Origin of the sequence: Leeia sp. (assembly GCF_041909055.1) — a bacterium.
Classification (GTDB): Bacteria; Pseudomonadota; Gammaproteobacteria; order Burkholderiales; family Leeiaceae; genus Leeia; species Leeia aquatica.
In genome coordinates this window covers 1-26,358 of sequence record NZ_JAYREC010000003.1, presented here as the reverse complement: position 1 = coordinate 26,358, position 26,358 = coordinate 1, and the positions used below count along the sequence as shown (strand labels likewise).

Here is a 26,358-nt window from a genome sequence, read left to right as displayed (position 1 = left end):
GCAAGCCTAAGCCCGAGAGAGCGGTGGCTCTTGCTTGGTTGATGGAAGCGCGAGGGCCGTTACGACATCCCGATATACCGCCCGGGGCGGTGGTTGACGGCAATCACCAGATTCATGGCGACTGCGCCGAGGATGGACAGCAAGACTTGCCGCACCGGCAGGGCGGCGAAGGCGCCCAACAGGATCAGCGCATCCGCGGCCATTTGCAGTTTGCCTGCACGCCAGCCTTTCTTCTCCTGCAGATACAACGCCAGCACCCCGATGCCCCCCAGGCTGCCACGGTGGCGCACCAGCATCAGCAAGCCGGTGCCGGCCAGCAGGCCCGCCGCGATGGCGGCAAAGGCGGGATGCAGTCGGTCCAGGTGGAAGACTTGGGGCAGCCACTCGCTATACAGGGACAACAGGCTGACGGCAGCAAAAGTCTTAAGGGTGAAGCCTCGCCCCATCGCACGCCATGCAAACACATAAAACGGCAGGTTCAAGGCAAAGAACAGGTAGCCAAACGGGATATGGCTGAGGTAATGCCCAAGGAAGGTCAGCCCGGCCGTACCGCCGGTCAGCAGCTGGGCATGGCGTAGCAGCTGCACGGACAGTGCCACGAACAGGCTGCCGATCAGCAGCGCCTGTATGTCTTCCGAGAGGCTGTGCCGCTCCGCAAGATGATCTGCATCCATCATGATGATTCTCCTTCAGCAGCCATTATGGCGTGCATCGTCGTGGTGTGTGCCGGGCAATGTCTGCCGCTTGACTTGAGTCAAACCGGGCAGGGGCAGGCTGTTGTCTTCCTGTCAGCGTGCTGGGCAGGGTGGGTATACCAGATAGGTCTTTGACCTGCGTCATGGCATACTGGGCTTATATATCGAATCATTCTCAATATCATGCTCATAAAGGTTTTCCCGTGACGCCTTACACCCTCGATACCCTGCCGGTGGGCAGCCGGGCCAAGGTGCTGGCATACCGCATTGCCAGTTCGCCCTTGCGGCGGCGGCTGTTGTCCCTGGGGCTGTTGCCTGGGGCCGAGCTGGAAGTGTTGCGGCGGGCGCCGCTGGGGGACCCGATCGAGATTCGTATCCGCCACACGCATCTGGCGCTGCGGGCGCATGAGGCCGCTGTGCTGTCGGTTGAACGCTTGGGAGAGGTGTAATGCGGATGCTGGAAATCGCCCTGATTGGCAATCCGAACTGCGGCAAGACCAGTCTGTTCAATCAGCTGACTGGCAGCCAGCAAACGGTGGGCAACTGGCCGGGGGTGACGGTAGAGCGCAAGACCGGCCGCCTCATCCTGGGTGGCGTGAGCCATGAGCTGGTGGATTTGCCGGGGCTGTACAACCTGAGCGAAGGCGGGGCCGAGGACGAGGCGCTGGTGCGTCGCTATCTGGGGGAGTCTGCGCCTGCATTGGTCCTCAACCTGCTGGACGCACGCCAGCTGGACCGCCAGCTGTACCTGACCCTGCAACTGATCGAAATGGGGCTGCCGCTGATCGTGCTGCTGGGCATGAGTGATCTGGCGGCGCAAGACGGCATCCAGATTGATGCCCCCAGCCTGTCTGCCCGCCTCGGGGTGCCGGTGATCCCGGTGATGGCGCACCGCGCCGAAGGTGTGGCCGCCTTGCGGCAACAGTTGCAGCAAAGCTGGCCGTCGGCACCACCGGCATTGCCCTATGCCCCCATGGTAGAGGCGGCGCTATCCGGTTTGCTCGCACAGGGCATGAGCCGTTTTGATGCCCTGAGTTTGCTGGAAGGGCGAGAAGCGACCCCTGCACTGCAGGCCGAGGTGACGGCGGCACGTCAGCAACTGGCCGCCGATTATGGTGATGACCCGGACATTGCCGTGGCCGATGCCCGCTACACCCGCATTGCTCAAGTAACCGAAGGGGTCCTGCGGCGACAAGGCGCGGTGCTGCCCGAGCGTGGACTGGACCGCTGGGTGCTGAACCGCTGGCTAGGTGTGCCAGTATTCATGCTGGTGATGTACTTGATGTTCAGCTTCTCGGTGCGTTTTGGTGGCGCGCTGGTGGATGCGTTTGATGGTGTTGCCGGTGCCCTGTTTGTCACCGGTGCCGGACAGTTGCTGCACAGCATGCACGCCCCGGACTGGCTGGTGTTGATGCTGGCGGGAGGGCTCGGTGAAGGGGTGCGAACCGTCGCCGGTTTCATACCGACCCTCGCTTGCCTGTATCTGGCCATGGGCGTACTGGAAGACTGTGGCTATCTGGCGCGCGCAGCGTTTGTGATCGACCGCCTGATGCGGGCGCTGGGCCTGCCGGGGCGGGCATTTGTGCCGATGATGGTGGGTTTCGGTTGCAACGTTCCGGCCATTACCGCTACCCGCACGCTGGACAGCCGCGCCAGCCGCATCCTCGCCAGCATGATGATCCCCTTCATGTCCTGCGGCGCACGTCTGCCGGTCTACATGCTGTTTGCCACGGCGTTTTTCCCGCAGCAGGGGGGCATGCTGGTGATGAGCCTGTACCTGGCCGGGCTGGCTGTGGCACTGGCAACCGGCCTGCTGCTGCGCCCGCTGCTGCCGCAGCAGGGTGCACCGTCCATCATGGAGCTGCCGCGCTGGCATTGGCCCAATGCGCGCAATGTGCTGCGCCAGAGTTTGACCCGGCTCTCCGGTTTTGTATTTGGTGCGGGCAAGCTGATCGTACCGATGGTGCTGGTGGTCAACCTGCTGTCCAGTATCGACACCCAAGGTCACCTGCGGCCAGACGCGCCGGATGACTCCCTGCTGGCAGCGACCTCGCGCCTGGCGACGCCGCTGCTGAGCCCGCTGGGCATCCGGCAGGATAACTGGCCTGCAACAGTAGGGCTGTTGACCGGTGTACTGGCCAAAGAGGCCGTCGCCGGTACGCTGGTGGCCAGCTACAGCCGCCTGTCCGGCAAGCAGGACAGTGAGGGCGGGGAAGCCACGGTGACGGGTGACCTGCGCAACGCCTTGGCCACCATTCCGGCCAACCTGAACGATCTGGCGCACAGCTTGCTGGACCCGATCGGGCTGGGCAAGGCCATTTCCGATAGCCAAGCCCAGGCCGATGAAGCCGGTGGCGCCATCCAGATGCTGCAGCAGCGCTTTGGCAATGCGCAAACCGCGTTTGCCTACTTGCTGCTGGTGCTGCTGTATACCCCATGTGTCGCCGCCCTGTCGGCCCTGCGCAGCGAAGTGGGCACCCGCTGGATGCTGGTGTCTGCTGTCTGGACCTTGAGTGTGGCCTGGTTGCTGGCCTGGCTGTATCAATGTAGCGCGGCAGTGATTGGCGTCATTCCACTCTGGGCGGTAGCCGGATGCCTGCTGCTGCTGACCCTGATCGGATTTGTCCAGCCGCAGCGCCAGCAGCTGCAACGCGCTTGAGGTAGCAGAATGATGTTGCTTGCCGCCATCCGCCAGAGCCTGCAGACCCATCATGCTTTGCCGCTTACCCAGCTCGCCGCCTTGCATGGCTTGACCGTTGATCGGCTGCTACCGCTGCTGGAGCCCTGGCTGCAGCGCGGCAAGCTGCAACTGCAGCCGCCGCCCAAAGCCTCATGCAGCAAGGGTTGTGGCCAGTGCCAGTCCTCGTCACCCTGCGAAGACCCGCGCTGGGCGCACTGGCTGGGCTGACCGACTGTCCAGTTCCGGTGGCAGGGTGATTGACGCCCCGGCCATTTCCCGGCACCCTCTGGCTAATCGTATGGCCTGAACCAGCAGGCCCGTGCGCTCCGGGTTGCACCCCGAATGCTATATCCATAACAATCGCGCCCACGTCCGGCGTGAGACAACTGGTTGCTCAACGATACGTCATAGTCTGTTCTTGTGAAGACAAGGAGTGATGATGTTCGTCCCTGATCTCTATTCGCAGCTGGATGCCCGGCAAGCTGACGCATTGGATGGCCGTATTCTTCAAGCCGGGCTGGAGTCCGGTTTCCGGGCCACGGCAGATTGGCACATGCTGGCCGAGCCAGTACAAGTATCGCGTGCAGCATTGAAGCAGCTGGGCCAGGACCTGCAGCTTTGCCTGGACAGCGCGGTGCTGTTGTCTCGCCTGCTATTCCCCACCCCCGAGGCGTTTTATCGCTACTGCGGCATTGCCGAAGAAAAATTGCCTTTTCTGGCGGCCTTGGCCGAGGTGGGCGACCCGTTTTTCTACCCCAAGCGCTGGGACGTGATTCCTGGCGCAGATGGGCCGATGAAGGCGGTGGAGGTCAACATCGGGCTGGCCATCGCCGGTATCAATCAGCGCAGCATCCAGCAAGTCTACGACAGTGTCCCGAGCGTCTCACCGGCGTGGACTGACACCTCCGGCTTCTATGTCCGGCGGGTGGCCGAGTGGGCAAAACGCCATCCGGGCCATCGTCTGGTGGTGTGTGACTGTGATGCCTGGTTTGATGATGACCTGAATTTCCTGCAGTCCCTGCAGCATTTGTTGCAAAGTCAGGACATTGAGGCGGAGCTGGTCCGCATGAGCGACTGGGAGGCCTTTGCCGAAGAGGATCGCTATGGTCTGATCGAGGTGTTCAATGCCCTGGATTTCACCTCCATGCAGCAAGTGGAGCGCTACCTCCGCTACCAGCGCCGGGTAGGGCAGGTGTTCTGCTCACCGGCGCAGATGCTGTGGTCGAGCAAGGCGATCTTTGCCTTGCTGTGGCAAGGGGTGCAGGACGGGGTGCTGGGTGACGAAGCGGTAGCCGCCGTACGGCGCGCCATTCCGTTCACCCGCATTCTGCAGGCCGCCGAGCGTGCAGCGGTACTGGCGCGGCGTGCCGAGCTGGTGATCAAGCCTGCCACTGGCCTGGGTGGCGATCGGGTCACGGTGGGTACCGCGGTGAGCGATGCAGAATGGGCGACTGAGGTGGATGCCGGCCTGACGAGTGCAGATGTGTTCGTGGTGCAGGATTTTTACGCGCCCGCCAGCCGGCCGTTTACCCGTCTGGTCGAGGGGCAGCGCTTCCCGCGCACGGAGTCGCAACTGATTTTGGGCATTTTCCAGATGGACCATGCCTATGCGGGCGGCTTTGCCCGCGCCTCCACCCGTAGCGGCGCCATCAATGTGATGCGTGGGGCCGGGCTCGGGGTGATGCGCGAGGTCTAAAAGATGCTCGGGTGGTCACGCTGCAGGCAAGGTGTGATGACGGGGCCGGGCGGCCCCGGTCTGCCCGCTCAGCTGCCGCTGCACCCGCAGCCCTGACCGCCACCCCCGCAGCCGCTGCTGCTGGCCGGCGCCTGCTCGGGCACCACCGCAAAGTCGATCACCACTTGATCCGGGTTGCGCTCCACATAGGCGTATTGCACCTGCTGCCCATAGCGCTGGGTGATTTGCTGTAACAGTGGCAAAGGGTCATGGTCGTTGACGAAACGCATGGTTTCCCCCCGGTGCAAGGACTCCAGCGCGCCAAAAATGGCCGCATGGCGGAAACGTTTGGCGACACCGCGGGCATCAAACAGATAGGTTTCGGTGGTATGCAGGGTCATGGCGGATCGCCTCCGTAAAAGCCCAGCTTACGACGCGGGTCGCAAGCGGGCCTTGATACGGAATAAGCAAATCAGCACCACGGCTGCTGCAGTAACACCCTGGCGTACATGTCATGGTCCACATTGCCGCCACTGATGACCGTGCCGACTTGTCGCCCCTGCAATTGCGACTGCTGCTGCAGGATGGCGGCCAGTCCGGCTGCCGCTGCGCCTTCCGCCACCTGATGGGTGTCCAGATACAGTGCACGCATGGCATCGGCAATCTCCTGATCACTGACCTGAACAATCCGACTGACGCCCTCGCGAATCCAGGCGAGCGACTCCGCCGCTGTACTGCGGCAGGCCATGCCGTCTGCCAGCTGGGTGGTCACGGGCGCGCTCTCTGCCTGTCCGCTGGCAAAGGCGAGCGCATAAGCGGGCGCATGCTGCGACACTACCCCCACCACTTCTACCGGATGCTGCAAGGCGGCCTTGGCCGCCAGCATGCCGCAGATACCCGAGCCCATGCCGATCGGCAGATAGACCACTTCCAGCTGCGGCAGTGCTCGGAGCCATTCCAGGCTGTAGGTGGCGACGCCCAGTACCAGATCTTCATGCACGGCAGGGATCGGGTGCCAGCCCCGGCTTTCCGCCAGCTGAGCGGCGTGCTCGCGGGCGCTCTGAAAGTCGCCGGGCACTTCGCACAGCTCGGCCCCCAGCGCCCGCATGGCTGCATTTTTTTCCACACTATTGCCTTCCGGCACCACGATGGTGACCGGGATGCCGCTTTGACGGGCGGCGAAGGCAATCGACTGGCCATGGTTGCCGCGGGTGGCGGTGACCAGCCCGCGGACTTCGCCTTTGGCCAGCAGACGGTTCAGATAGGTCAGCCCGCCGCGTACCTTGAAACTGCCGGTCGGGGTATGGTTTTCATGCTTCAGCCACAGGTTGCAGCCCGTCCGCTTGGCGAGCAAAGGCCAGGCATACTGCGGGGTGGGTGGAATCCAGGGGCGGATCAGCTGGCTGGCTTGTTCCAGTTCGCTCAGGGTGGGGTATCGCATGGGGTGCTCCTTGTGGTTGGCTTGGGCTATTATGTATGGTGTATATTGGTAAATTGTATGCATGACAATGTGGATTCCTGACCTGAATGCGTACTCGGGACCGCGTCATCAAGCGCTGCTGATGGCCTTGCAAGACGCCATCCAGAGTGGCCGCCTGCCAGCGGGCGCGCGCCTGCCACCGCAGCGGCGGCTGGCCGAACTGCTAGGCTTGAACCTGAGCACCGTCACCCGCGCCTGGCGAGAGGCCGCGGATCGACGCTGGATTGGCGGGGAAACCGGGCGGGGTACCTATGTGCTGGGGCCGCAGCTCGGCATCGGCCTGTTCGTTCCGCAAGATGCGGACAGCGTGATCGACCTGACAGTCAATGGCCCGGCCTACCCCAATCCAGATCATGATCTGAACGACAGCCTGCATCGCCTGATGCAACAAGACGGGCTGGCGGCCTGCCTGCGCTACCCCACGGCGCTGGACTGGCAGCGCAATCAACAAGCCCTGGTGCGCTGGCTGGCATGGCGGGGGATTGAGGCTGAAGCGCAGCAGGTACTGCTGTGCGGTGGCGCACAACATGCGCTGGCAGCCGCCTTGATGCGGCATAGTCAGCGCGGGGACACCGTACTGGTGGAAGCACTGACCTACCCGGGCATGATGGCAATCGCACGCCAGCTGGGCTTGCACCTGCATCCGCTGGGCATGGACCGTGCCGGAGTCCGGCCCGATGCGCTGGAGCAGGCCTTGCGGCAAGGCATCGGTCACCTGGCAGTGTTGATGCCTACCCTGCATAACCCGACCACCCTCACCATGCCCCTGGAGCGGCGCCGCGCACTGGTCGACGTATTGGCCCGTTACCCCGCGGCGCGGGTGATCGAAGAAGATGCCTACGGACACTTGCTGGCCGAACCACCGCCCGCATTGGTCAGCCTGCGGCCGCAGCAGGTCTGCCATGTTGGCGGACTGTCCAAGACCATTGCACCGGGGCTGCGTTTGGGTTACTTGCTGGAGCCCACCTTGACCGAAGCAGAGCTGCGCGACATGTTCCACCATACCAGCTGGCAGGTTACACCGCTGATGGCGAGGCTGGCGTGCCTGTGGCTGGAGGATGGCACCGCGGTGCGGCGCTTGCGCTGGCAGCAGGACGAGCTGGCGCAGCGGCGGCGCTTGGTGCAGGCCATTTGGGGGGGCGCACAGGGGCAGCAGCTGTGGCTGCCCGAGGGCAGTCCTCACGGCTGGCTGACGCTACCACTGGCGCGGGATGCCGAGCGGGAGGCCAGTCGCCTGCGTCAGGCCGGGGTCGCGCTGACCGCCGCCAGTGCGTTTGCCGCCAGTCGGCAACTGCCGGTCAACGGCCTGCGCCTGTGCATTGGCGCACCGGCCAGTCGAGGCCTCTTGCAGCAGGCGCTGCGGATCGTGCGCGGTGCGTTGCCCTGAAATGGTTACTGCGCAGGGTGCGGTACCCCAAAGCGCAGCATCAGTTGTTCCAGCCGCTGTAATTGCTGTTGCTGCTCAGCAATCTGTGCGCTGATCAATTGGTGTCGACGTCGCAAGGCGGCCAGCAAGTCTGCGCATTGTTCGGGTGGTTGCCGCAGTTTGGGAATGGCCGGGCGGATGTCCTCCAGCGTGAAGCCTACACTGCGGGCGGCACGGATGAAGTGCAGCTCGGTCAAGGTATGCGCGTCATAATCACGATAGCCGTTGGTCAGCCGCTTGGGCGGGCTGATCAGGCCTTGCTTTTCATAGAAGCGGACGGTGTCACGGCTCATGCCGCTGCGCTGTTCCAGTTCCTTGATGCGCATGGTGCTTGACTGTAGTGTAAAGTCCATACCCTACCATGCTTGTTCTGCTGTCGAACAGGAGTCATGCATGGAATACCTGAATACTGAAGATGGTTGCGCCCTGGCAACCGAATGGCTACAGCCGGAACAGGAAACGCTGGGTGTACTGGTGATCGCGTCCGCCACGGGCGTACGCCGCCAGTTTTACCGGCCCTTTGCGGAAGCCCAGCGACAGCAAGGGTGGCGGGTGTTGCTGTGGGACCCGCGTGGTGTGGGTGACTCCCGCTTATCCGCGGAAGCATTCTCTCGCGTGCGCATGCAGGACTGGGGGCAGCATGACCTGCATGCCATTCTGCAGCATGCCCGCAGTGAAGCCCAAGACTTGCCGCTCTATCTGCTGGGCCACAGCGCCGGTGGCAACCTCGCGGGTCTGGCACCCAGCCTGCCCCTGTGCGACGGGCTGTTGCTGGTGGCTTCCGGCACCTGCTACTGGCGCGATTACCCTTTGTGGCAGTGGCCACGCGTGCTGTTCAGCTGGTGGGTCTGGTTGCCGCTGATTCTGGCGCTGTTCAAGGATGTACCCGCTTGGGCGGGGGGCGGGCAGCGCTTGCCACGCGGTGTAGCCCGGCAGTGGCGTCAATGGTGTCTGCTGCCGGAGTATCTGTTTGACGATCCTGGGCTGAATGTCGAGGCTTATGCGCAGTTGCAGGTGCCGCTGCTGGCCTTATCCATGCCGGATGATCAGGATTTTGCGCCACTGGTGACCACTCGCAAGCTGGTGGCCCGCTACCGAGGTTGTCAGTCTGAACTCCGGCAACTACGGGCGCTACCCGGCGGCGGCCGGTTGGGACACTTTGACTTTTTCCGTACCCGCCACGCCGGGCTATGGCATGAAGTCAGCGACTGGCTGAAGCTGCAGCGGCAGCAGCAGTGTGTACCCCGCCGTGCGATCACGGACACCGTATGACCTTTGTACCGGGCCAGGGTGAGCCCAAGCCTGTGCTATGCTGCTTGCCACTTTGCCCTGCTGGAGCCGGTCATGCCGCACGCCCGTTTTGGACGCCAGATTCCACCACACCAGCGCTTGCCGGTGGCCTGGTATAACCCTGGCGTGTTGTGGCGCACGGTACGCGAGTTGCTGTCCAGTGACGAGCAATTGCGAACCTACGACCGGCGTGAGGTGCACCAAGGTCCCATCAAGGTGGCGGACCTGCGTGAGCGGGCTGGACCTGACGGCCTGCACTGGGATTTTGTGTCGGATCTGGGCGATGGGGGTTCGGCCACCTATGCCGTGGCTGAGGCGGTACAGCGCCCTGAATTGTCATTGGCTGACGGTACGACGTTACCGAACGGGCGGGTGCTGGTATTCGGTGGCGATCTGGCCTACCCGGGGGCCAGTCCGGAAGAGTATCAGTTCCGCTTTACCGAGATGTGGGAGGCCGCTCGCCCGGCAGTGATAGTGGAGCGAACAGTGCTGGCCATTCCACAGAATCACGACTGGTTTGATAACGCCTCTACCTTTTACCGCTACTTTGTCGACCACCAGAGCAGCCCGCTGCACGCCAGCGAGACGCCACAGGAGCGAGGCTATTTTGTGGCGCGCCTCTCTGCGCAATGGTGGCTGATCGGGCTGGACTTTGCCCTCAAGGGCGATATCGACCGCAAGCAGTTTCAGGCGATTCAGGCAGCGCTGGACGATTTGCCGGACTCAGCGCAACTGATCCTGCTCTACCCGGAGCCCTACTGGACCCGCCCCTTGGGCGACCATGCGGCAGAAGGCTATCCCAAACGCTATCAGCGGCTGGAGGCCTGGCTGGAGCATGAAAAGCGGGCGGCCATCCGTATCCGGCTGGCGGGAGACAGCCACCACTATTACCGTCGCTCGAATGGGGAGGGCGATCAGGCGGACCACCTCATTACCTGCGGCAGTGGCGGTGCCTTCCTGCACCCGACGCATGGTAGTGTAGAGGAAAGCCCACTCTGCCGGGACGCCAGTGATGACGATCAGGCGATGACGCCCGACCTGCGGGCACGGGTGCGGCTGGGTACGCTGGCCAGTGCCCAGCCCGACAGCCTGGACACCTTTACCGCCAAGCGCAGCTACCCCGATTTGGCAACCAGCCGCAAGCTGGCCTGGGGGAATCTGCTCACCTTCTTGTGTCCGCCAGTCTCGGCAGGTGCGGCAGGCTGGCGTAGCTTATTGCAGGGCAATCCGGCCTTCCTGCTGCTGCTGGCAGCGTTGACCGGCATGGCCAGCCTGTTCAACCATCTGGTGCTGCCCGCCCAGGCTTTGGTCACCGGGTGGGGCATCATTGGGGCGTGGCTGCCAACCCTGTGGCAGTCACCGCTGGCCGGGGTCTGGCAGCTGACGCCGCTGGTGCTGGCGATGATACTGACGGATGAGCTGCACGGCTGGCGGCGCGGGCTTGGGATCGTGTCACTCGGCATCGGACTGTGGCTGTTGCAGCCGCTGCTTTACCTGCAATGGCTGGAACTGCATACCGGATGGCAGCTGTCGGTCGCGCTCAGCACCGTGTTGTGGTTAGTGACTGCCATGCTGCTGGGTGGGTTGGGCTGTGGCCTGTGGCTGGCGGTGATGTCGCGCTACCTGGGCTTGCGCAACAATGGCTTTTCACCGATGGCGATAGCGGATTACAAAGGCTTCCTGCGTTGCCGGATTGATACAGACGAACAGTTGCACCTGTACTTCATCGGCTGCGATCGGGTGCCGACCGAGTGGCTTGATGCAGACGGCTCGCGCGCGCAGCCCTTGTGGCAGCCCAAAGCGGCTGCGGTCTGGCAGGTGCGTGACCAGCTTACGGTCGCGCCGCACCCACCCAGCCTGCCTGCAGGCGCGCACCACTGATCCGCAACTGGAACCAGTCTTCAATATCGCCCGCTACGCAGTCGCAAGCGCCAGGCAGGATATGGCGCACCAGTCGCACCCAGTAGCGTTGACTGCTTTGCTTGAGTAGCACAAAGCTGTCTTCGTTCGGCTTCAGCGCGCCCAAACGTGAACGCCGTGCCAATACCCGTGCCTGACGGGTGTCCACCAGCAGGGCTTCCAGTTGGTCGAGGCCCGGCCGGTCATCGCGTGACAGCAGCATCAATACACGGTGTGGCCCGACCGCGAAGGCGGCCACGCCTTCACACAGCGAACGGACATTCTCCAGCGTCCCTCGTGCATGATATTGCCCCGGCGGTAGCGCGAGTTGACGCTGCTGTCCATCCGGGTAGAGCAGGGTGATGGTCATGTCATCTTCGGCCAGATCGCCGGACAAGGAGTGAAAGCGGATACCTTGCAGGCCGCTCGACGGCTGGCAGCGTGCTGTCCAGTCCGGCGTGTCATCCGCCGCACGGGCGGTGGTGGCCAGCAGGCTGCTCAGCAGCATGAGCCAGATTAGGGGGTGGGAAAAGCGAGGCATGGTATTGGCTTTGTATGACAATGACAAATCATGTCATGCGGAGTCATCATCGGCAAGGTGGGGCATACCATCATCCAGGGCCTGCGCAACGTGCACCAACCAACGGCGAATCGCGGCATCCTCGTTTTCCGTTAGTCCTTGAACCAGAGCGGCTTCGAGGTGAGCCACCCTGATCTTGCACTGCTGCAGGACCTGCTGACCGGATTCGCTGAGCTGCAATTGCAAGATGCGCCCATGCTGGGTGTGGGCCTGCCGTATCAGCAAATCGCGCTTGAGCAGATTGCCCACGATCACGCAGACCGTGGGCGGGGACAGTTGTGACAGCCGCGCCAGATCGGCATTGGACAGCGCCGGGTAGGCTTGCAGCAAAGTCAGCACCGTGAACTGCGGCGGGGTAATCGCCAAATCTTGCAAGGCACGTTCCATGCGCAGCCGCTGGGCGGCGGCTGCCTGGCGCAGCAGATAACCGATATGGCCGTCGACACCGCGCTTGCCTTCCCCCACCATGGGTAGAGCCGATCGTTTTGGCATGGTGTTTGAGTTCTAATAATATGTTAGAGTTGACATACTATCATGTTACTGAGGTCAGGAATGAGCATGCAGATGGAGTGGAAATCTTTTGCCGCAATGGCTCCCGCAGTCAACTCAGCTTTGCTGGCCATGGGCAAGGCGATTGATGAATCCGGGTTGGAGAAATCGTTGACCGAGCTGATGAAGTTGCGTGCATCCCAAATCAACGGGTGCGCTTTCTGCACCCAGACACATTTGAACATTGCACGCAAAATCGGGCTGCCAGAGTCCCAGCTCGGACTGGTGGCGGTATGGCGGGAAGCAGGGGTGTTCTCCCCCCGCGAGCAGGCGGCACTGGCCTATACCGAAGCCCTGACGCTGGACCCCACTCACGGGGTCAGCGAGCGCATGCGAGAAGAATTGGCCAGCCATTTCAACGATCAGGAATGCGTATTCCTGACCGTTGCCATAGCCAACATCAATGCCTGGAACCGCATTGCCGGAGCCCTGCGCTTCAGTCCCCCGCTGCAGGGCTAGTGTCAGCGTCTGACGGGTGGCGTATCACCCACTGCTACCCGCAAGCGGGCATGCGCTTCTGGATCCACCGGCCGGTGAACGACCTTGTCACTGGCCGGATGATGGGACAGATCGTTGCCATTCTTCCAGTTATGACGGGGCCGAATGGGGCGGGGCACGAAGCCGCCCCCGCAATTCGGACACACATTGTGCAGTACCATCTCGACACAATTGCTGCAGAAGGTGCACTCAAAGGTGCAGATCATGGCCTGCTCACTGTCGGGTGGCAGCGCGGTGTTGCAATGCTCGCAGCTGGGGCGGAGTTCAAGCATGGTCAGGCTCCCTTTCGAGGTTCAAGGTTCCATGCCGGTTTTCAGCGTGAAACCCTCATCCAGCCAGCCGGTAATGCCACCGGGCATGACTTTCACCGGGCGGCCCAGCTTGGCCAGACGCACAGCACCGCGTGCTGCGCCGTTGCAGTGCGGGCCAGCACAGTAGGTCACAAACAGGGTGTCCTCCGGCCAGCCGGCCAGTTTGCTCGGGACCAGCTTGCCATGTGGCAGGCTGATCGCGCCGGGGATGTGTCCTTCAGCATACTTCTCATGGCTGCGAACATCCAGCAGGACAAAATCTACAACGCCACGATCAAACGCATCATGAACATCCCAGCAGTCGGTTTCGAACTCAAAGCTGGACGCAAAGCGCTCCAGTGCCTGGGCAGATGGGGCTGCGGCGACTTCGCTGACATATGAACGGCTCATGCGGTACTCCTTGTGGTGGGGTGAATGCGATGAGTGGCATTGTGCCGATCCGGTAAAGGGTGCGAAACTGTCGCATAAGCCAATATACGGTCAAAAAACGACAGAATGGAATCTACCCTCCGCCCCCGGCAAGTGACCGCACTGGTCTATGACCGGCTGTGCGCATTTGAATATGGCTGCGTGGTGGAGCTGTTCGACCTGCACCGGCCCGAGCTGGGCGTGCCGTGGTACCACTTTGACCGCGTGGCGGCGGAGCCCGGCCCCTTGCAGGTGTCGGGTGGCATGAGCATGGACGCCCCCTATCAATTGTCCCGTCTGGCGGAAACCGATCTGGTGGTGATCCCCGGCTGGCGGGATGCCGACGAGCGCCCGCCCCAAGCCCTGCTGGATGCAATACGTTACGCTTGGGATCAGGGCGTGGCATTTTGCACCATCTGTTCTGGCGTGTTTGTGCTGGCAGCCGCGGGCGTGCTGGCCGACCGTCGCGTCACCACCCACTGGCGCTACGCGGAGCGGCTGGCCGCCCGCTACCCCGAGCTGGAAGTGGATGCCGATGCCTTGTACATCGACGAAGGTCAGGTGGTGACGTCTGCCGGGTCCGCAGCCGGGCTGGACATGCTGCTCTACCTGGTGCGCAAGGATTATGGCGGCAAGATCGCCAATCAGGTGGCGCAGCGGCTGGTAGTGCCCCCGTTTCGCGATGGCGGGCAGGCCCAGTTTGTACCGAGGCCAGTGCCGGAGGAAGGGCCGGGGCGCTTGCAGGCCTTGATGGTCTGGCTGCGGCAGCACTTGCATGAACCCCATAGCGTGGACAGCATGGCCGCGCACGCCGCGATGAGTGCACGCACCTTGCAGCGTCAGTTTCTACAAGTCAGCGGCATGTCGCCGCTGGACTGGTTGACCCGCGAGCGGGTGGCGCTGGCGCAGCATCTGCTGGAGAGCAGCCAGCTGGAGCTGGCCGAGGTGGCAGAGCAGGCGGGCTTTGGCTCGGAGGAGTCGCTGCGGCGTCATTTTCGGCGTGTGGTGCTGACCAGCCCGGCGCAATATCGCAAGCAGTTTGCGGCTGCGATGCCGCAGCTCGCGTCATGAACCCGTAAAAAATCCTGTCCTGCCCTCTTGAAAACCGGGGTGGCATCGCCACCTTGGCAGCAAGGTTATTCAGGAGGTAAGCATGTCGCAGGACGTACACAACGATCAGCCGCAAGAACCCATCGAAACCGGTGACGGTGCGGCTACCCCTACACTGGACGAACAACTGGCTCGCGCCTTGGCGGACCTCGAACAGGCCAAGCAGGATGTGCTGTATGCCCGTGCGGAAGGCGAAAATGCCCGCCGCCGTGCCGCAGAGGAAGTCGACAAGGCCCGCAAGTTTGCAGTCGAGAAGTTTGCTGGGGAATTGCTGGCGGTAAAGGATTCGCTGGAGATGGCGATGAAGGACACCAGCAGTATCGAGAGCATTCAGGCCGGGGTAGAGCTGACCCTGAAGCAACTGGGCAGCGCTTTTGAGAAGTTTGCGGTACGCGAGATCAATCCGCTCGGCGAAAAGCTGGACCCGCACAAGCATCAGGCGATGACGGCGATTCCGGTGGCCGACAAGGAACCGAATACGGTGGTGGATGTGATGCAGAAGGGCTATACCCTGGCGGAGCGCGTGTTGCGCCCGGCGCTGGTGGTGGTATCCAAGGCAATGGATGCCTGATGACCCTGCTGCTGTCAGGGGCTTGAAAGCCCGGCGCAGCACCCCATTTACAGTACAAGACAATTGAAGCAGGCCCGAATGGCCTGAAGCGACAAAAGGATCAAGACATGGGCAAGATTATCGGTATTGACCTCGGTACCACCAACTCCTGCGTGGCGGTGATGGAAAACGGCGCGCCTAAAGTGATCGAGAACGCCGAAGGTGCACGCACCACGCCGTCCATCATCGGTTACACCGACGATGAAATTCTGGTGGGGGCCCCGGCCAAGCGCCAGGCGGTGACCAACCCGAAGAACACGCTGTTTGCAGTGAAGCGCCTGATTGGCCGCCGTTTTGAAGAGAAGGAAGTGCAGAAGGACATCGACCTGATGCCTTACGCCATCGTCAAGGCCGACAACGGTGATGCCTGGGTATCGGCCCGCGACAAGAAGATGGCACCGCCGCAAGTCTCCGCCGAAGTGCTGCGCAAGATGAAGAAAACGGCTGAGGACTATCTGGGTGAAGAAGTGACCGAAGCCGTGATTACGGTACCGGCGTACTTCAACGACAGCCAGCGCCAGGCCACCAAGGATGCCGGTCGTATCGCCGGTCTGGATGTGAAGCGCATCATCAATGAGCCGACTGCAGCCGCACTGGCCTTCGGTATGGACAAGAAGGAAGGCGACCGCAAAGTTGCCGTGTTTGACTTGGGTGGCGGTACCTTCGACATCTCCATCATCGAGATTGCCGAAGTCGATGGCGAGCACCAGTTTGAAGTGCTGTCCACCAACGGCGATACCTTCCTCGGTGGTGAAGACTTTGACCAGCGCCTGATCGACTATCTGGTGTCCGAGTTCAAGCGCGAGCAAGGCATTGACCTGAAGAACGATGTGATGGCACTGCAACGCCTGAAGGAAGCGGCTGAAAAGGCCAAGATCGAGCTCTCCTCCAGTCAGCAGACCGAAATCAACCTGCCGTACATCACCATGGACGCGACCGGCCCGAAGCACATGGCGCTGAAGATTACCCGCGCCAAGTTCGAGTCGCTGGTGGAAGACCTGATCGAGCGCACCATCGAGCCGTGCCGGGTGGCGATCAAGGATGCAGGCGTCAAGGTCAGCGACATTGAGGACGTGATTCTGGTCGGCGGCCAGACCCGCATGCCCAAGGTGCAGGACAAGGTGAAGGAGTTCTTCGGCAAGGAACCGCGCCGTGACGTGAACCCGGATGAAGCTGTGGCCGTGGGCGCTGCGATTCAGGGTGGCGTGCTGCAAGGTGATGTGAAGGACGTGCTGCTGCTGGACGTGACCCCGCTGTCGCTGGGTATCGAGACGCTGGGTGGCGTGATGACCAAGCTGATCCAGAAGAATACCACCATCCCGACCAAGGCCAGCAATGTGTTCTCGACCGCGGATGACAACCAGGGCGCGGTGACCATCCACGTGCTGCAAGGCGAACGCGAGAAGGCGTCGGCCAACAAGAGTCTGGGCCAGTTCAATCTGGAAGGCATCCCGCCTGCAGCGCGCGGCGTGCCGCAGATCGAGGTGAGCTTCGATATCGACGCCAACGGCATTCTGCACGTGTCGGCCCGTGACAAGGCCACCGGCAAGGAAAACAAGATCACCATCAAGGCGAATTCGGGTCTCTCCGAGTCCGAGATCGAACAAATGGTGCGCGACGCCGAAGCCAATGCCGACGAAGACCGCAAGCTGATCGAGCTGGTACAGTCGCGCAACCAGGCCGATGGTCTGGTGCATCAGGTGAAGAAATCGCTGTCTGAGCACGGCGACAAGATTGATGCCGAAGAGAAGGCCAAGATCGAGGAAGCCGTCAAGGGCGTGGAAGAGGTGCTGAAGTCAGATGACAAGGCCGCGATCGACGCCAAGGTGGAAACCCTGATGCAAGTCAGCCAGAAACTGGGTGAGCTGATGTATGGTCAGGCTGAAGGTGGCGAAGCCCCTGCCGGTGGCGAAAAGCCGGTAGAAGGTGATGTGGTGGATGCCGAGTACGAAGAAGTCAAAGACAAGAAGTAAGGGCTAAACCGGCGATCGCCGGTTTAGCCATGTCAGCCCGATGGCTGTCTGAGGCCGTGTTGCCGGGGTGGAAGTACCCCATAGAGGCAACGCGGCCTCGCCATGTCACCCGCAGTGGGTGACGGAAAGGTACCATGAGTTCAGCAAAACCCTCCCGCATCGTGTTTCCACCACGGGGCGCCTTTTTTGAAACCCTCAAGCAGCGTACCGAGCAGTACTTTCAGGAAGCCGGCCTGCGGCAAACCGGCAACTGGCGCCTGTACCTGAAAACGCTGGTCTCGGTGGGCTTGATGCTGGGCAGCTATGTCAGCCTGGTCTGGTGGGTGGAGCACTGGTGGTCGGCGCTGGTGGCCGCATTCCTGCTGGTGCAGGGCTTCGTACTGGTGGCGTTCAATGTGATGCATGATGGTGCACATGGCAGCTATTCGCGCAAGCGCTGGGTCAACTTCCTGGCGGGCAGTGCCATGGATCTGCTGGGCAGCAGCCAAACCCTGTGGAAACAAAAGCATAACCTGCTGCACCATACCTATACCAATATCGACGGAAAGGACGACGACATTGCCATCGGGTCTTTGATGCGGCTGTCGCCCAGCCAGCCCTGGAGGCCGTGGCATCGGCTGCAGCACTGGTATGCACCGGTACTGTACAGCATGCTGTCGCTGTACCTGCTGGCGTTCAGCGATTTTCACAAGATCATCACAAACCGTATCGGCGACACCCGGATGCAGCCGCGCGCCGCGTGGGAGCTGCCCTGGTTTCTGGCTGCCAAGCTGTTTTATTTTGGTTACGCGCTGGTGATCCCGATGCTGTTTCACCCGGTGTGGCAGGTACTGCTGTGCTTTGTTGGGGTGCATTTGCTGTTTGGTTTGACGCTGTCGCTGGTGTTCCAGCTGGCGCACACCGTACAAGGGGCCGACTTCCCGCTGCCCGACGCGCAAAGTGGCAAGCTGCCAGCCGAGTGGGCGGAGTTGCAAGTGCGCACCACCGCAGACTTTGCCCCGCGCAGCTGGTTGGCCACCTTTTACATGGGTGGTTTAAATTTCCAGGTTGAACACCATTTATTCCACAAGATCAGTCATATCCACTACCCAGCCTTGCGCCGGATAGTGCAAAAGACGTGTGAAGAATTTTCCGTGCCGTACTTGTGCTTCCCGTCGGTACGGGCAGCGCTGCGGGCGCATTTCGGCTTCTTGCGCAGCATGGGCCAGCGGCCACAAGCTGCAGTTTGACGAGCAGGTGAAAAACAGACATGTCCAAACGTGATTTTTATGAAGTGCTGGGCGTCAACCGCGATGCCAGCGACGACGAGATCAAAAAAGCCTACCGCAAGCTGGCGATGAAATATCACCCGGACCGCAATCCGGACAGCAAAGATGCGGAAGACAAATTCAAGGAGGCCAAGGAGGCCTACGAGATCTTGTCTGACGAACAGAAGCGGGCCGCCTACGATCAGTACGGCCACGCCGGAGTCGACCCGCAAGCTGGCATGGGCGGCGGTGCAGGCATGGGCGGCTTTGCCGATGCCTTTGGCGATATCTTTGGTGAGATTTTCGGTGGCGGCCGTGGCCGCAGCGGCGTCAGCCGTGGTGCCGACCTGCGCTATAACCTGAAGATTACGCTGGAAGAAGCGGCGCGTGGCTGCGAGAAGCAGATTCGCATCCCCAGCATGGAGCAGTGTGAGGTGTGCCATGGCAGCGGTGCCAAGCCGGGCACGCAAGCCAAGACGTGTCATACCTGCAATGGCCATGGTCAAGTGCGCATGCAGCAGGGCTTTATCGCCTTCCAGCAGTCCTGCCCCACCTGCCATGGTACTGGCAAGGTGATTTCTGACCCGTGCAAACCTTGCCACGGTGCAGGCTGGGTCAAACAGCAGAAGACCCTGTCGGTGAAGGTACCGGCCGGGGTGGACGATGGTAACCGCATCCGCCTGTCGGGCGAAGGCGAGCCCGGGCAGGGCGGTGGCCCGCGCGGTGACCTGTATGTGGTGATCGAGCTGATCCCGCACAGCATGTTCCAGCGCGACGGCAATGACCTGCACTGCGAGATGCCGGTCAGTTTTGCCACTGCTGCACTGGGCGGCGAGCTGGAGATTCCGACGCTGGATGGCAAGGCGAAGATCAAGATCTCCCCGGAAACCCAGACCGGCAAGGTATACCGCCTGCGTGGCAAGGGCATCAAGGACGTGCGTGGCAGCAGCTATGGCGACCTGATGTGCCATGTGGTGGTGGAAACCCCGGTCAACCTCACCGAACGGCAGAAGGAACTGCTGCGGGAATTTGAGGGGACCGAGGGCGGGGATGCCGCCAAGCATAACCCGCGTGCGCAATCCTGGATGGACAAGGTCAAGGCCTTCTTCGAGTAAACCGCATCCCGTGAGATAGAAACCGCCCGCCGGCTTGCCCGGCGGGCGGTTTTTTGTGGAGGGCAAGGCGTCAGAAGTCCAGTTCCTGCGCTTTCTCGACGCTGGCTGACAGGGCCTCAACCACATCGACCGTGTATCGGTAGAAATTGTCGCCTACTTCCACCTGGTCCTTGATGCGTATCATGCCCTTGTGGCCGTGGTAGTACATGCCGTAGGACTTGCCGATAACCACTTCCGGTTTCTCCAGCAGCAACATGGCTTGCTCATGGCTGTGCACGGAAGGCGGAATCCACACCCCGAACACATTATCCAGCGCGCCACCGGCATTGGTCTGCTCCCATACCGTCAGGCGCGCCTCTTCCACCAACCGGATGGATTGCGGTGTCAGGGACAGAATCTCCACCCCCATGTGCAGTTCGTTGGCGGTCTGGGTGTTGACCAGACGCCGCACGACGCCGACCACCCAGCGCGGATTGCCTTCGACCTGAATGCCGACCGCCAGCCCTACCTTGGCCCAGGCTTCAGCGGGCACGCGCAGGCCGATGCCGCTCTGGCTGATATCCTCCATCCGCGCCCGTTCGATGCCGAGATTGATGGTGCGGGTCCCCGCTTGTTCAAAGCCTGCCACCTTGCGGCGGATGGCAGGCAGGTCCAGCGCCAGAAACACAAACTTGTCCATCAGCTTGCGTTCATGCCGACGGGTAGCCACCTTGCCCATCCATTTGTCGCGCAATTGCCGCAAGGTCACCAGTACTTCGGTGCGGTGCAGGTTGCCGTCAAAATTCAGCTTGGTGGGGAGTTGCGCTTGCTGGGCGATCAGGGTTTCCAGTGACAGCAGTTCATCCAGTACCCGCTCGAACTGGATGTAGATCAGGCCATTGGAAGGCGGCGGCAATTTCCCCAGGTCCACCAGGGCGGGCGGGTGCGGCTGATGAATATCCAGCCAGTACTGGATGCCGCTGCGCGGCTGCTGGCTGAAACTGACAAAGGGCGCCAGCATGCCGACCAGCCGGTCGACAATGTCCACCTGGCGCACCTCCAGCTCGGCTGCCAGACCACTGCTGACCAGGCAAAACTGAGCTAGCGCCAGTCGGGCGGCCGGCAAGGCACTGGCGGGCAACTTCTCGCCCAGAATGGCCGGAATGGCAGTGTACAGCTCCCGCCACTGCGTCTGCTGGGCCTGCCGTGTGGTGATGAATTCCATCACCAGGCGTCGCGTTCCCCAGAACAGAAAGCCGGCATGCGGCGGAAACAGCTCATGGGGTTTCTGTACCAGTGACAGTTTGTACTGCTGGACGCAGGGCAGGTAAGCGCGGTAAAGCGCTTGCACATAGGGCTGAGCGGCATTGGCGTAGAGCTGCAGGCGCAGGCGAGTCAGCTGACCACGCATCAGCTCGCTGGCGGCGGCCGCCAGTCGCTCACGGCAGAGCGGGTCCAAGCCCCACAAGGCTTCCTGCATGCGAGTGGGTTGTTCCAGCAGGTTCTGCTGCTGCGGCAACCATCCTGCAATGAATTCCATGGCTGCGACCGGCGTCAGGCTGGGTAAGCCTTGGGTTGCCTCCAGCGCACGTTGCACTGGGTTTAACTGCCGGGTCAACGCTTTCAGTTTGTCAAGCATGGGGTCCTTCAGTGGAAGGCAGTTGGACAGGGTGTAGAGCGGCTCCCTACCCGACTATAGCAAAAGCGCAGCCTTTACGGAGGGAAGCAAATGTAAACCATTCCAAATTCCCCACCCGCCCAGCACCATGACCAGCAGGCCGGAGAGGCGTCGCAGCATTGGACGTTGCAGCCACGGTGCGAGCTTGCCCATCACCAGCAGGGTGGGCAGGGTTCCCAGCCCGAAGGCCAGCATTTGTGCCGCCCCCAATACCGGGGTGCCGGAGAGGAGGGCGCTGCTTAATGCGGTGTACACCAGCCCGCAGGGCAGCCACCCCCAGAACAGCCCTGCCAGCAAAGCCTGGCCGGGTGTGCGCAAGGGCAGTAATGCGCGAAAGCGGGGTTGCAGCACCCGCCAGAGGCGTGACCCCCACTTTTCCAGCCGGGGAATGAGGGTGGGGAGCCCGCTCAGATGCAGGCCTAGGATCACCAGCAAGAGCTGTGACAGCATGTACAGCAGCCATTGCAAGGGTAAAAGCCGCCCATAGCCATGCAGGGTGGCCCCCAGCAGTCCGGCCAGCACGCCTGCCAGCATATAGCTGAGCAAGCGTCCTGTGTTCAACAGACCCCAGTACAGCATGCGGCGGCGCGCAGGCAGCCCCATGCTGAATGCTGCGACCAGTCCTCCGCACATGCCGATGCAATGGGTGCCGCCGAGCAGCCCCACCAGCCACCACCCCAACCAGTCGTATTGTGTCGGCACCCGCACGCTCCCGCCCAAACACGGCATTGTAGCGCGTCGACCCTGTCATGGCGCACATGGCGATGATTTGTCTCGAAAAACAAGGGCTTTTACGGTATCATCGCGCCCGTCACGGTACCTCCGCTCCCAGCCGTGCCATCGCGGTTTTATTGCGGTAAGGGCCTGACATGATCGCCGTCCCCCCCGGTCGGCTCCGCTCATCTTGCCTGGTGCCCGCATGTCTCTGATCACGCCGCTGTTTGGCGCGCAAGCGCTGTCCGAATTTCGTCTGCAAAAACTCAACGCTACCCTGGCCCGCAACCTGACCAGCGTGCCTGCTGTACGCAGCTGCTGGGTGCATCTGGTCGAACATGCGCAGCCGCTGAGCAGTGCAGAGCAGGCGGTGTTGACCCGCCTGCTGACCTACGACGAATTCAAGCCGCACGTGGCGCAGTCCGGGAGCCTGCTGCTGGTGGTGCCTCGTATTGGTACCATTTCGCCGTGGTCATCCAAGGCCACCGACATTGCGCACCATTGTGGACTGGAGAATGTGCAGCGCATCGAGCGGGGCATTGCCTATTATGTGGACAGCACGGATCCGCAGGTGCTGGCACAGGTTACTGCACATATCCATGACCGCATGACGGAAGTGGTGCTGCGTGATCTGGCTGACGCGGCCCAGCTGTTCCAGCACCAATCCCCCCGTGACTTGCAAGCAGTGGACGTGCTGCAAGGTGGGCGCGAGGCCTTGCAGGGGGCCAACCGTGACATGGGTCTGGCCCTGTCTGAGGATGAGGTGGATTATCTGCTGGAAAACTTCCAGCGCATCCGGCGCAACCCGACCGACGTGGAATTGATGATGTTCGCGCAGGCCAACTCCGAGCACTGCCGCCACAAGATTTTCAACGCCGATTTCATTGTCGATGGTGAACCGCAGCCGCATTCGCTGTTCGGCATGATCCGTCATACCCACAAGACCCACCCGCAAGGGACGGTGGTGGCTTACTCGGACAACTCTTCGGTGATCGAAGGCGCACGTACCGCCCGTTTCCACCCACAGGGTGAGGGGCACGCCTACGGCTACCACGAGGCTGATACCCATATCCTGATGAAGGTGGAAACCCACAACCACCCGACCGCCATTTCGCCCTTCCCCGGCGCGGCTACCGGCTCCGGTGGTGAGATTCGTGATGAAGGCGCCACCGGCACCGGTTCCCGCCCCAAGGCGGGTCTGTGCGGCTTTACCGTGTCCAACCTGAATCTGCCGGAGGCGCGCCAGTCGTGGGAAAGCTATGCGGGCACGGATGCGGTGGAGGGTCAGTATGGCAAGCCGGAGCGCATTGTCACCCCGTTGCAAATCATGCTGGACGGCCCGATCGGTGCCGCTGCATTTAACAATGAATTTGGCCGCCCCAATCTGGCCGGTTATTTCCGCACCTATGAACACACGGTGGCCGGTGAAATGCGCGGCTACCATAAGCCGATCATGATTGCCGGTGGTCTGGGCAATATCGACGCCCGCCATGTGTTCAAGCAAGAAGTCGTAGATGGTGCGCTGCTGATCCAGCTGGGTGGTCCCGGCATGTTGATCGGCCTGGGTGGGGGGGCGGCTTCGTCCATGGACACCGGCGCCAACACCGCAGATCTGGATTTTGACTCGGTGCAGCGTGGCAATCCGGAAATGCAGCGCCGGGCGCAGGAAGTCATCGACCGCTGCTGGCAGCTGGGCGACGCCAACCCGATCCTGAGCATTCACGACGTCGGTGCCGGTGGTCTGTCGAACGCCCTGCCGGAGCTGGCGCATGGCTCAGAGCGCGGTGCGGTGTTCCAGCTGCGCGACATCCAGATCGAAGAAGCGGCCATGTCGCCCAAGGAAATCTGGTGCAATGAGTCGCAAGAGCGCTATGTGCTGGCCATCCGCCCGCAAGACCTGCCGCAATTGCAAGCGATGGCGGATCGCGAGCGTTGCCCGATGGCGGTGATCGGGACCGCCACCGCAGAAAAGCAGCTGCGGGTGGAGGATAGTCTGCTGGGTACCCCGGCCGTTGACATGAGCATGGACGTGCTTTTGGGCAAGCCGCCCAAAATGACGCGTGATGTCCGTCGCGTCCAGAACCCGCTGCCGGGCTTGCAGCTGCAAGGTGTCAGCCTGCGTGAAGCGGTGTACCGTGTGCTGCGCCTGCCTGCCGTGGCGGACAAGCACTTCCTGATCACCATTGGCGACCGCTCGGTGGGTGGCCTCACCGTGCGCGATCAGATGGTCGGGCGCTGGCAGATTCCAGTAGCCGATGTGGCCGTCACCCTGATGGGCTTCCAGAGTGATGCGGGTGAGGCGATGGCGATGGGCGAACGTACCCCGCTGGCGTTGATCGACGCTCCGGCTTCTGGCCGCATGGCGATTGGCGAGGCGATTACCAATATTGCGGCAGCACGGATCGGCCAACTGTCGGACATCAAGCTCTCGGCTAACTGGATGGCTGCAGCGGGTCATCCCGGTGAAGACGCCAAGCTGTTTGACACCGTGAAGGCCGTCGGGCTGGAGCTGTGCCCGGCGCTGGGTATCAGTATTCCGGTGGGTAAGGATTCCTTGTCGATGAAAACCGTCTGGCAACAAGACGGCAAAACCAAGACAGTGACCTCCCCGCTGTCGCTGATCATCTCTGCCTTTGCCCCAACCCCGGATGTGGCCCGCACCCTGACCCCGGAGCTGAAGGACGAAGACAGCCTGCTGCTGTTGCTCGATCTCGGGCAGGGCAAGCAACGACTGGGCGGCTCGGCGTTGGCCCAGGTGTATCAGCAGACTGGCAACTGCGCGCCGGATCTGGACAACCCGGCGCTGCTGCGCGGTTTCTTTGATGCGGTGCAGGCGTTGAACGCGGCTGGGCTGTTGCTGGCTTATCATGATCGCTCGGATGGTGGTTTGCTGGCGGCGGTGGTTGAAATGCAGTTTGCCAGCCGTCTCGGCGTGGCCCTGCAATTGCCGGTGGCTGACGAGGCTGCTGCCCTTGCCATGCTGTTCAATGAAGAGCTGGGCGCAGTGCTGCAAGTCCGCCGTGCGGATCGGTCTGCCGTGCAGGCGGTCTGTCAGCAACACGGCTTGAGTCACTGCCTGCTGGAGGTCGGCGAGGTGAATCGCAGCGACCGCTTGCAAGTGCGGGGCAGCCAGGGTGTGTTGCTGGATGAGGCGCGTACCGATCTGCAACTGGCCTGGTCGGAAACGTCCTGGCACTTGCAACGCCTGCGTGACAACCCGCAAGGAGCGGATCAAGAGCGAGCACGTATCAGCGATGCTGCCGACCATGGCCTGTTTGCCAAGCTCAGTTTCGACCCGCAGCCCGAGGCCCCGGTGGTGTTGAGTGGTGCTCGCCCGCGCATGGCCATCCTGCGTGAGCAGGGGGTCAATGGTCATGTCGAGATGGGTGCCGCTTTTGATGCTGCAGGCTTCCTCGCGGTGGATGTCCACATGAGCGACATCATCAGTGGCCGCGTCACCCTGCAAGATTTTGCCGGCGTGGTCGCCTGCGGTGGCTTCTCTTATGGCGATGTGCTGGGCGCAGGGGAGGGCTGGGCCAAGTCCATCCTGTTCAATGCGCGTGCGCGTGACGAGTTTGCTGCCTTCTTTGCTCGGCCAGACAGCTTTGCACTGGGTGTCTGCAATGGCTGCCAGATGATGAGCAATCTGAACGAACTGATCCCCGGTGCGCAAGCCTGGCCCAAGTTCGTGCGCAATGCTTCGGAGCAGTTCGAAGGGCGACTGGTCATGGTGGAGTTACCGCCGAGCCCGTCCTTGTTCTTCCGCGACATGCAGGGTAGCCAGTTGCCGGTGATCGTGTCACACGGTGAAGGTCGAGCCTGGTTCCGCCAGGATGGAGACCGTGCCATGAGCCTCACCGCCATGCGCTATATTGACAGCCAAGGGCAGGTGACCGAACGCTACCCGTTCAACCCTAATGGCGCACCAGAGGGTATTGCCGGGGTGACCACGCAGGACGGCCGCTTTACCATCATCATGCCGCACCCGGAGCGCACCTTGCGTCGCGAGAACTTCTCCTGGCATCCGGCAGAATGGCCACGTCACAGCCCTTGGCTCAAGATGTTCCACAATGCCCGTCGTCAGTTGGGCTGATGCTGCAATATATAAGCACATACAACAACACCGCCTTTTGGCGGTGTTGTTGTATGTGGCGCTGGAAGAGCGGGGCCAATTTTGTCAGAGTCCCCCTGTGAGCAAGCCCAGAAAGGGGATGGCAGAAGCCGTGTTTTTGCCCTGGAAACGCCGGTTGCTTGGCTGTCTTAACTCAGTATGCCCTGCTGTAGCCTGGATTTAGTGGGGCAGGGTTCATCAAACCGCAAAAAACTTTAGCTGAATAAACGCTGTCTCATCAATGGTTTGCTGGGGCTTGGAGGGGAGTTACAGCAAAAAGTGCGTATTGGGGTGTTGACGGCTGTGGCTGGTGTGCGTATAGTTCGCATC

General features: G+C 61.9%; 24 protein-coding genes. 14 read left to right on the top strand and 10 right to left on the bottom strand.

Annotated features, from left to right (window positions below):
* Nucleotides 1–59 precede the first annotated feature (59 nt).
* Nucleotides 60–677, bottom strand: a complete 618-nt coding sequence (locus ACE3O2_RS08945) for a YitT family protein (protein ID WP_374336732.1) — start codon at nucleotides 675–677, stop codon at nucleotides 60–62.
* Between the two features lie 221 nt (nucleotides 678–898).
* On the opposite strand from ACE3O2_RS08945, the gene ACE3O2_RS08940 reads away from it, so the two are divergent.
* The 4 genes from ACE3O2_RS08940 to ACE3O2_RS08925 all read left to right on the top strand — a co-directional run bounded on the left by ACE3O2_RS08940 (nucleotide 899) and on the right by ACE3O2_RS08925 (nucleotide 5,071).
* Nucleotides 899–1,144 carry a ferrous iron transport protein A gene (locus ACE3O2_RS08940; RefSeq protein ID WP_374336730.1) on the top strand — a complete coding sequence of 82 codons (246 nt, stop codon included), beginning with the start codon at nucleotides 899–901 and terminating at the stop codon, nucleotides 1,142–1,144.
* Nucleotides 1,144–3,354, top strand: coding sequence for a ferrous iron transport protein B (feoB, locus tag ACE3O2_RS08935; RefSeq protein ID WP_374336728.1), 2,211 nt, complete (start codon nucleotides 1,144–1,146; stop codon nucleotides 3,352–3,354). Before ACE3O2_RS08940 ends, feoB begins: the two co-directional genes overlap by 1 nt.
* A gap of 9 nt (nucleotides 3,355–3,363) precedes the next feature.
* The gene (locus ACE3O2_RS08930) at nucleotides 3,364–3,603 is read left to right on the top strand and encodes a FeoC-like transcriptional regulator (protein ID WP_374336726.1); all 240 of its coding nucleotides are present in this window, start codon (nucleotides 3,364–3,366) and stop codon (nucleotides 3,601–3,603) included.
* Between the two features lie 211 nt (nucleotides 3,604–3,814).
* Nucleotides 3,815–5,071, top strand: a complete 1,257-nt coding sequence (locus tag ACE3O2_RS08925) for a hypothetical protein (RefSeq protein ID WP_374336724.1) — start codon at nucleotides 3,815–3,817, stop codon at nucleotides 5,069–5,071.
* Between the two features lie 68 nt (nucleotides 5,072–5,139).
* Here ACE3O2_RS08925 and ACE3O2_RS08920 read toward each other — a convergent pair whose 3' ends face one another.
* Nucleotides 5,140–5,451, bottom strand: coding sequence for a DUF2249 domain-containing protein (locus ACE3O2_RS08920; RefSeq protein WP_374336722.1), 312 nt, complete (start codon nucleotides 5,449–5,451; stop codon nucleotides 5,140–5,142).
* A 71-nt stretch (nucleotides 5,452–5,522) separates the two neighbouring features.
* Nucleotides 5,523–6,491, bottom strand: a complete 969-nt coding sequence (locus ACE3O2_RS08915) for a threonine dehydratase (protein WP_374336720.1) — start codon at nucleotides 6,489–6,491, stop codon at nucleotides 5,523–5,525.
* A 61-nt stretch (nucleotides 6,492–6,552) separates the two neighbouring features.
* Between ACE3O2_RS08915 and ACE3O2_RS08910 the strand changes: the two genes are divergently transcribed.
* Nucleotides 6,553–7,917 (top strand): PLP-dependent aminotransferase family protein, encoded by a 1,365-nt coding sequence (locus tag ACE3O2_RS08910; protein ID WP_374336718.1) that lies wholly within the window; start codon nucleotides 6,553–6,555, stop codon nucleotides 7,915–7,917.
* A 5-nt stretch (nucleotides 7,918–7,922) separates the two neighbouring features.
* Here the strand turns inward: ACE3O2_RS08910 and ACE3O2_RS08905 are convergent, their stop codons facing one another.
* The gene (locus tag ACE3O2_RS08905) at nucleotides 7,923–8,309 is read right to left on the bottom strand and encodes a MerR family transcriptional regulator (RefSeq protein WP_374336716.1); all 387 of its coding nucleotides are present in this window, start codon (nucleotides 8,307–8,309) and stop codon (nucleotides 7,923–7,925) included.
* A 40-nt stretch (nucleotides 8,310–8,349) separates the two neighbouring features.
* On the opposite strand from ACE3O2_RS08905, the gene ACE3O2_RS08900 reads away from it, so the two are divergent.
* Both ACE3O2_RS08900 and ACE3O2_RS08895 read left to right on the top strand, forming a co-directional pair.
* Complete coding sequence (locus ACE3O2_RS08900; protein ID WP_374336714.1) at nucleotides 8,350–9,228, top strand: alpha/beta fold hydrolase; 879 nt, start codon at nucleotides 8,350–8,352, stop codon at nucleotides 9,226–9,228.
* Between the two features lie 72 nt (nucleotides 9,229–9,300).
* Entirely contained in the window at nucleotides 9,301–11,127 is a 1,827-nt protein-coding gene (locus tag ACE3O2_RS08895; protein ID WP_374336712.1) for a hypothetical protein, read from the top strand.
* Here ACE3O2_RS08895 and ACE3O2_RS08890 read toward each other — a convergent pair.
* Both ACE3O2_RS08890 and ACE3O2_RS08885 read right to left on the bottom strand, forming a co-directional pair.
* Entirely contained in the window at nucleotides 11,078–11,686 is a 609-nt protein-coding gene (locus ACE3O2_RS08890) for a hypothetical protein (protein WP_374336711.1), read from the bottom strand. The genes ACE3O2_RS08895 and ACE3O2_RS08890 overlap by 50 nt on opposite strands.
* Nucleotides 11,687–11,719: 33 nt before the next feature.
* Nucleotides 11,720–12,217 carry a MarR family winged helix-turn-helix transcriptional regulator gene (locus tag ACE3O2_RS08885; protein WP_168877694.1) on the bottom strand — a complete coding sequence of 166 codons (498 nt, stop codon included), beginning with the start codon at nucleotides 12,215–12,217 and terminating at the stop codon, nucleotides 11,720–11,722.
* A 72-nt stretch (nucleotides 12,218–12,289) separates the two neighbouring features.
* On the opposite strand from ACE3O2_RS08885, the gene ACE3O2_RS08880 reads away from it, so the two are divergent.
* Nucleotides 12,290–12,733: a carboxymuconolactone decarboxylase family protein gene (locus tag ACE3O2_RS08880; RefSeq protein ID WP_374336708.1), complete on the top strand. Its 444-nt coding sequence runs from the start codon at nucleotides 12,290–12,292 to the stop codon at nucleotides 12,731–12,733.
* Nucleotides 12,734–12,735: 2 nt separating this feature from the next.
* Here ACE3O2_RS08880 and ACE3O2_RS08875 read toward each other — a convergent pair whose 3' ends face one another.
* Nucleotides 12,736–13,044 (bottom strand): DUF1272 domain-containing protein, encoded by a 309-nt coding sequence (locus ACE3O2_RS08875; RefSeq protein ID WP_374336706.1) that lies wholly within the window; start codon nucleotides 13,042–13,044, stop codon nucleotides 12,736–12,738.
* A 21-nt stretch (nucleotides 13,045–13,065) separates the two neighbouring features.
* Entirely contained in the window at nucleotides 13,066–13,473 is a 408-nt protein-coding gene (locus tag ACE3O2_RS08870; protein WP_168877691.1) for a rhodanese-like domain-containing protein, read from the bottom strand.
* A gap of 105 nt (nucleotides 13,474–13,578) precedes the next feature.
* On the opposite strand from ACE3O2_RS08870, the gene ftrA reads away from it, so the two are divergent.
* From ftrA to dnaJ, 5 genes are all read left to right on the top strand, one after another.
* Complete coding sequence (gene ftrA, locus ACE3O2_RS08865; protein ID WP_374336704.1) at nucleotides 13,579–14,562, top strand: transcriptional regulator FtrA; 984 nt, start codon at nucleotides 13,579–13,581, stop codon at nucleotides 14,560–14,562.
* A gap of 82 nt (nucleotides 14,563–14,644) precedes the next feature.
* Nucleotides 14,645–15,172 (top strand): nucleotide exchange factor GrpE, encoded by a 528-nt coding sequence (gene grpE / locus ACE3O2_RS08860; protein WP_168877689.1) that lies wholly within the window; start codon nucleotides 14,645–14,647, stop codon nucleotides 15,170–15,172.
* A 107-nt stretch (nucleotides 15,173–15,279) separates the two neighbouring features.
* Nucleotides 15,280–17,184, top strand: coding sequence for a molecular chaperone DnaK (dnaK, locus tag ACE3O2_RS08855; protein ID WP_168877688.1), 1,905 nt, complete (start codon nucleotides 15,280–15,282; stop codon nucleotides 17,182–17,184).
* A 134-nt stretch (nucleotides 17,185–17,318) separates the two neighbouring features.
* Nucleotides 17,319–18,413, top strand: coding sequence for a fatty acid desaturase (locus ACE3O2_RS08850; RefSeq protein ID WP_374336701.1), 1,095 nt, complete (start codon nucleotides 17,319–17,321; stop codon nucleotides 18,411–18,413).
* 20 nt (nucleotides 18,414–18,433) lie between these two features.
* Nucleotides 18,434–19,546 (top strand): molecular chaperone DnaJ, encoded by a 1,113-nt coding sequence (gene dnaJ / locus ACE3O2_RS08845; RefSeq protein ID WP_374336699.1) that lies wholly within the window; start codon nucleotides 18,434–18,436, stop codon nucleotides 19,544–19,546.
* Nucleotides 19,547–19,616: 70 nt separating this feature from the next.
* Here dnaJ and ACE3O2_RS08840 read toward each other — a convergent pair whose 3' ends face one another.
* Together ACE3O2_RS08840 and ACE3O2_RS08835 are read right to left on the bottom strand one after the other, a co-directional pair.
* Complete coding sequence (locus tag ACE3O2_RS08840; protein WP_374336697.1) at nucleotides 19,617–21,164, bottom strand: PilZ domain-containing protein; 1,548 nt, start codon at nucleotides 21,162–21,164, stop codon at nucleotides 19,617–19,619.
* Nucleotides 21,165–21,218: 54 nt separating this feature from the next.
* Entirely contained in the window at nucleotides 21,219–21,905 is a 687-nt protein-coding gene (locus tag ACE3O2_RS08835) for a sulfite exporter TauE/SafE family protein (RefSeq protein ID WP_374336695.1), read from the bottom strand.
* A 217-nt stretch (nucleotides 21,906–22,122) separates the two neighbouring features.
* On the opposite strand from ACE3O2_RS08835, the gene purL reads away from it, so the two are divergent.
* Nucleotides 22,123–26,010, top strand: coding sequence for a phosphoribosylformylglycinamidine synthase (purL, locus tag ACE3O2_RS08830; RefSeq protein ID WP_374336692.1), 3,888 nt, complete (start codon nucleotides 22,123–22,125; stop codon nucleotides 26,008–26,010).
* Nucleotides 26,011–26,358 lie beyond the last annotated feature (348 nt).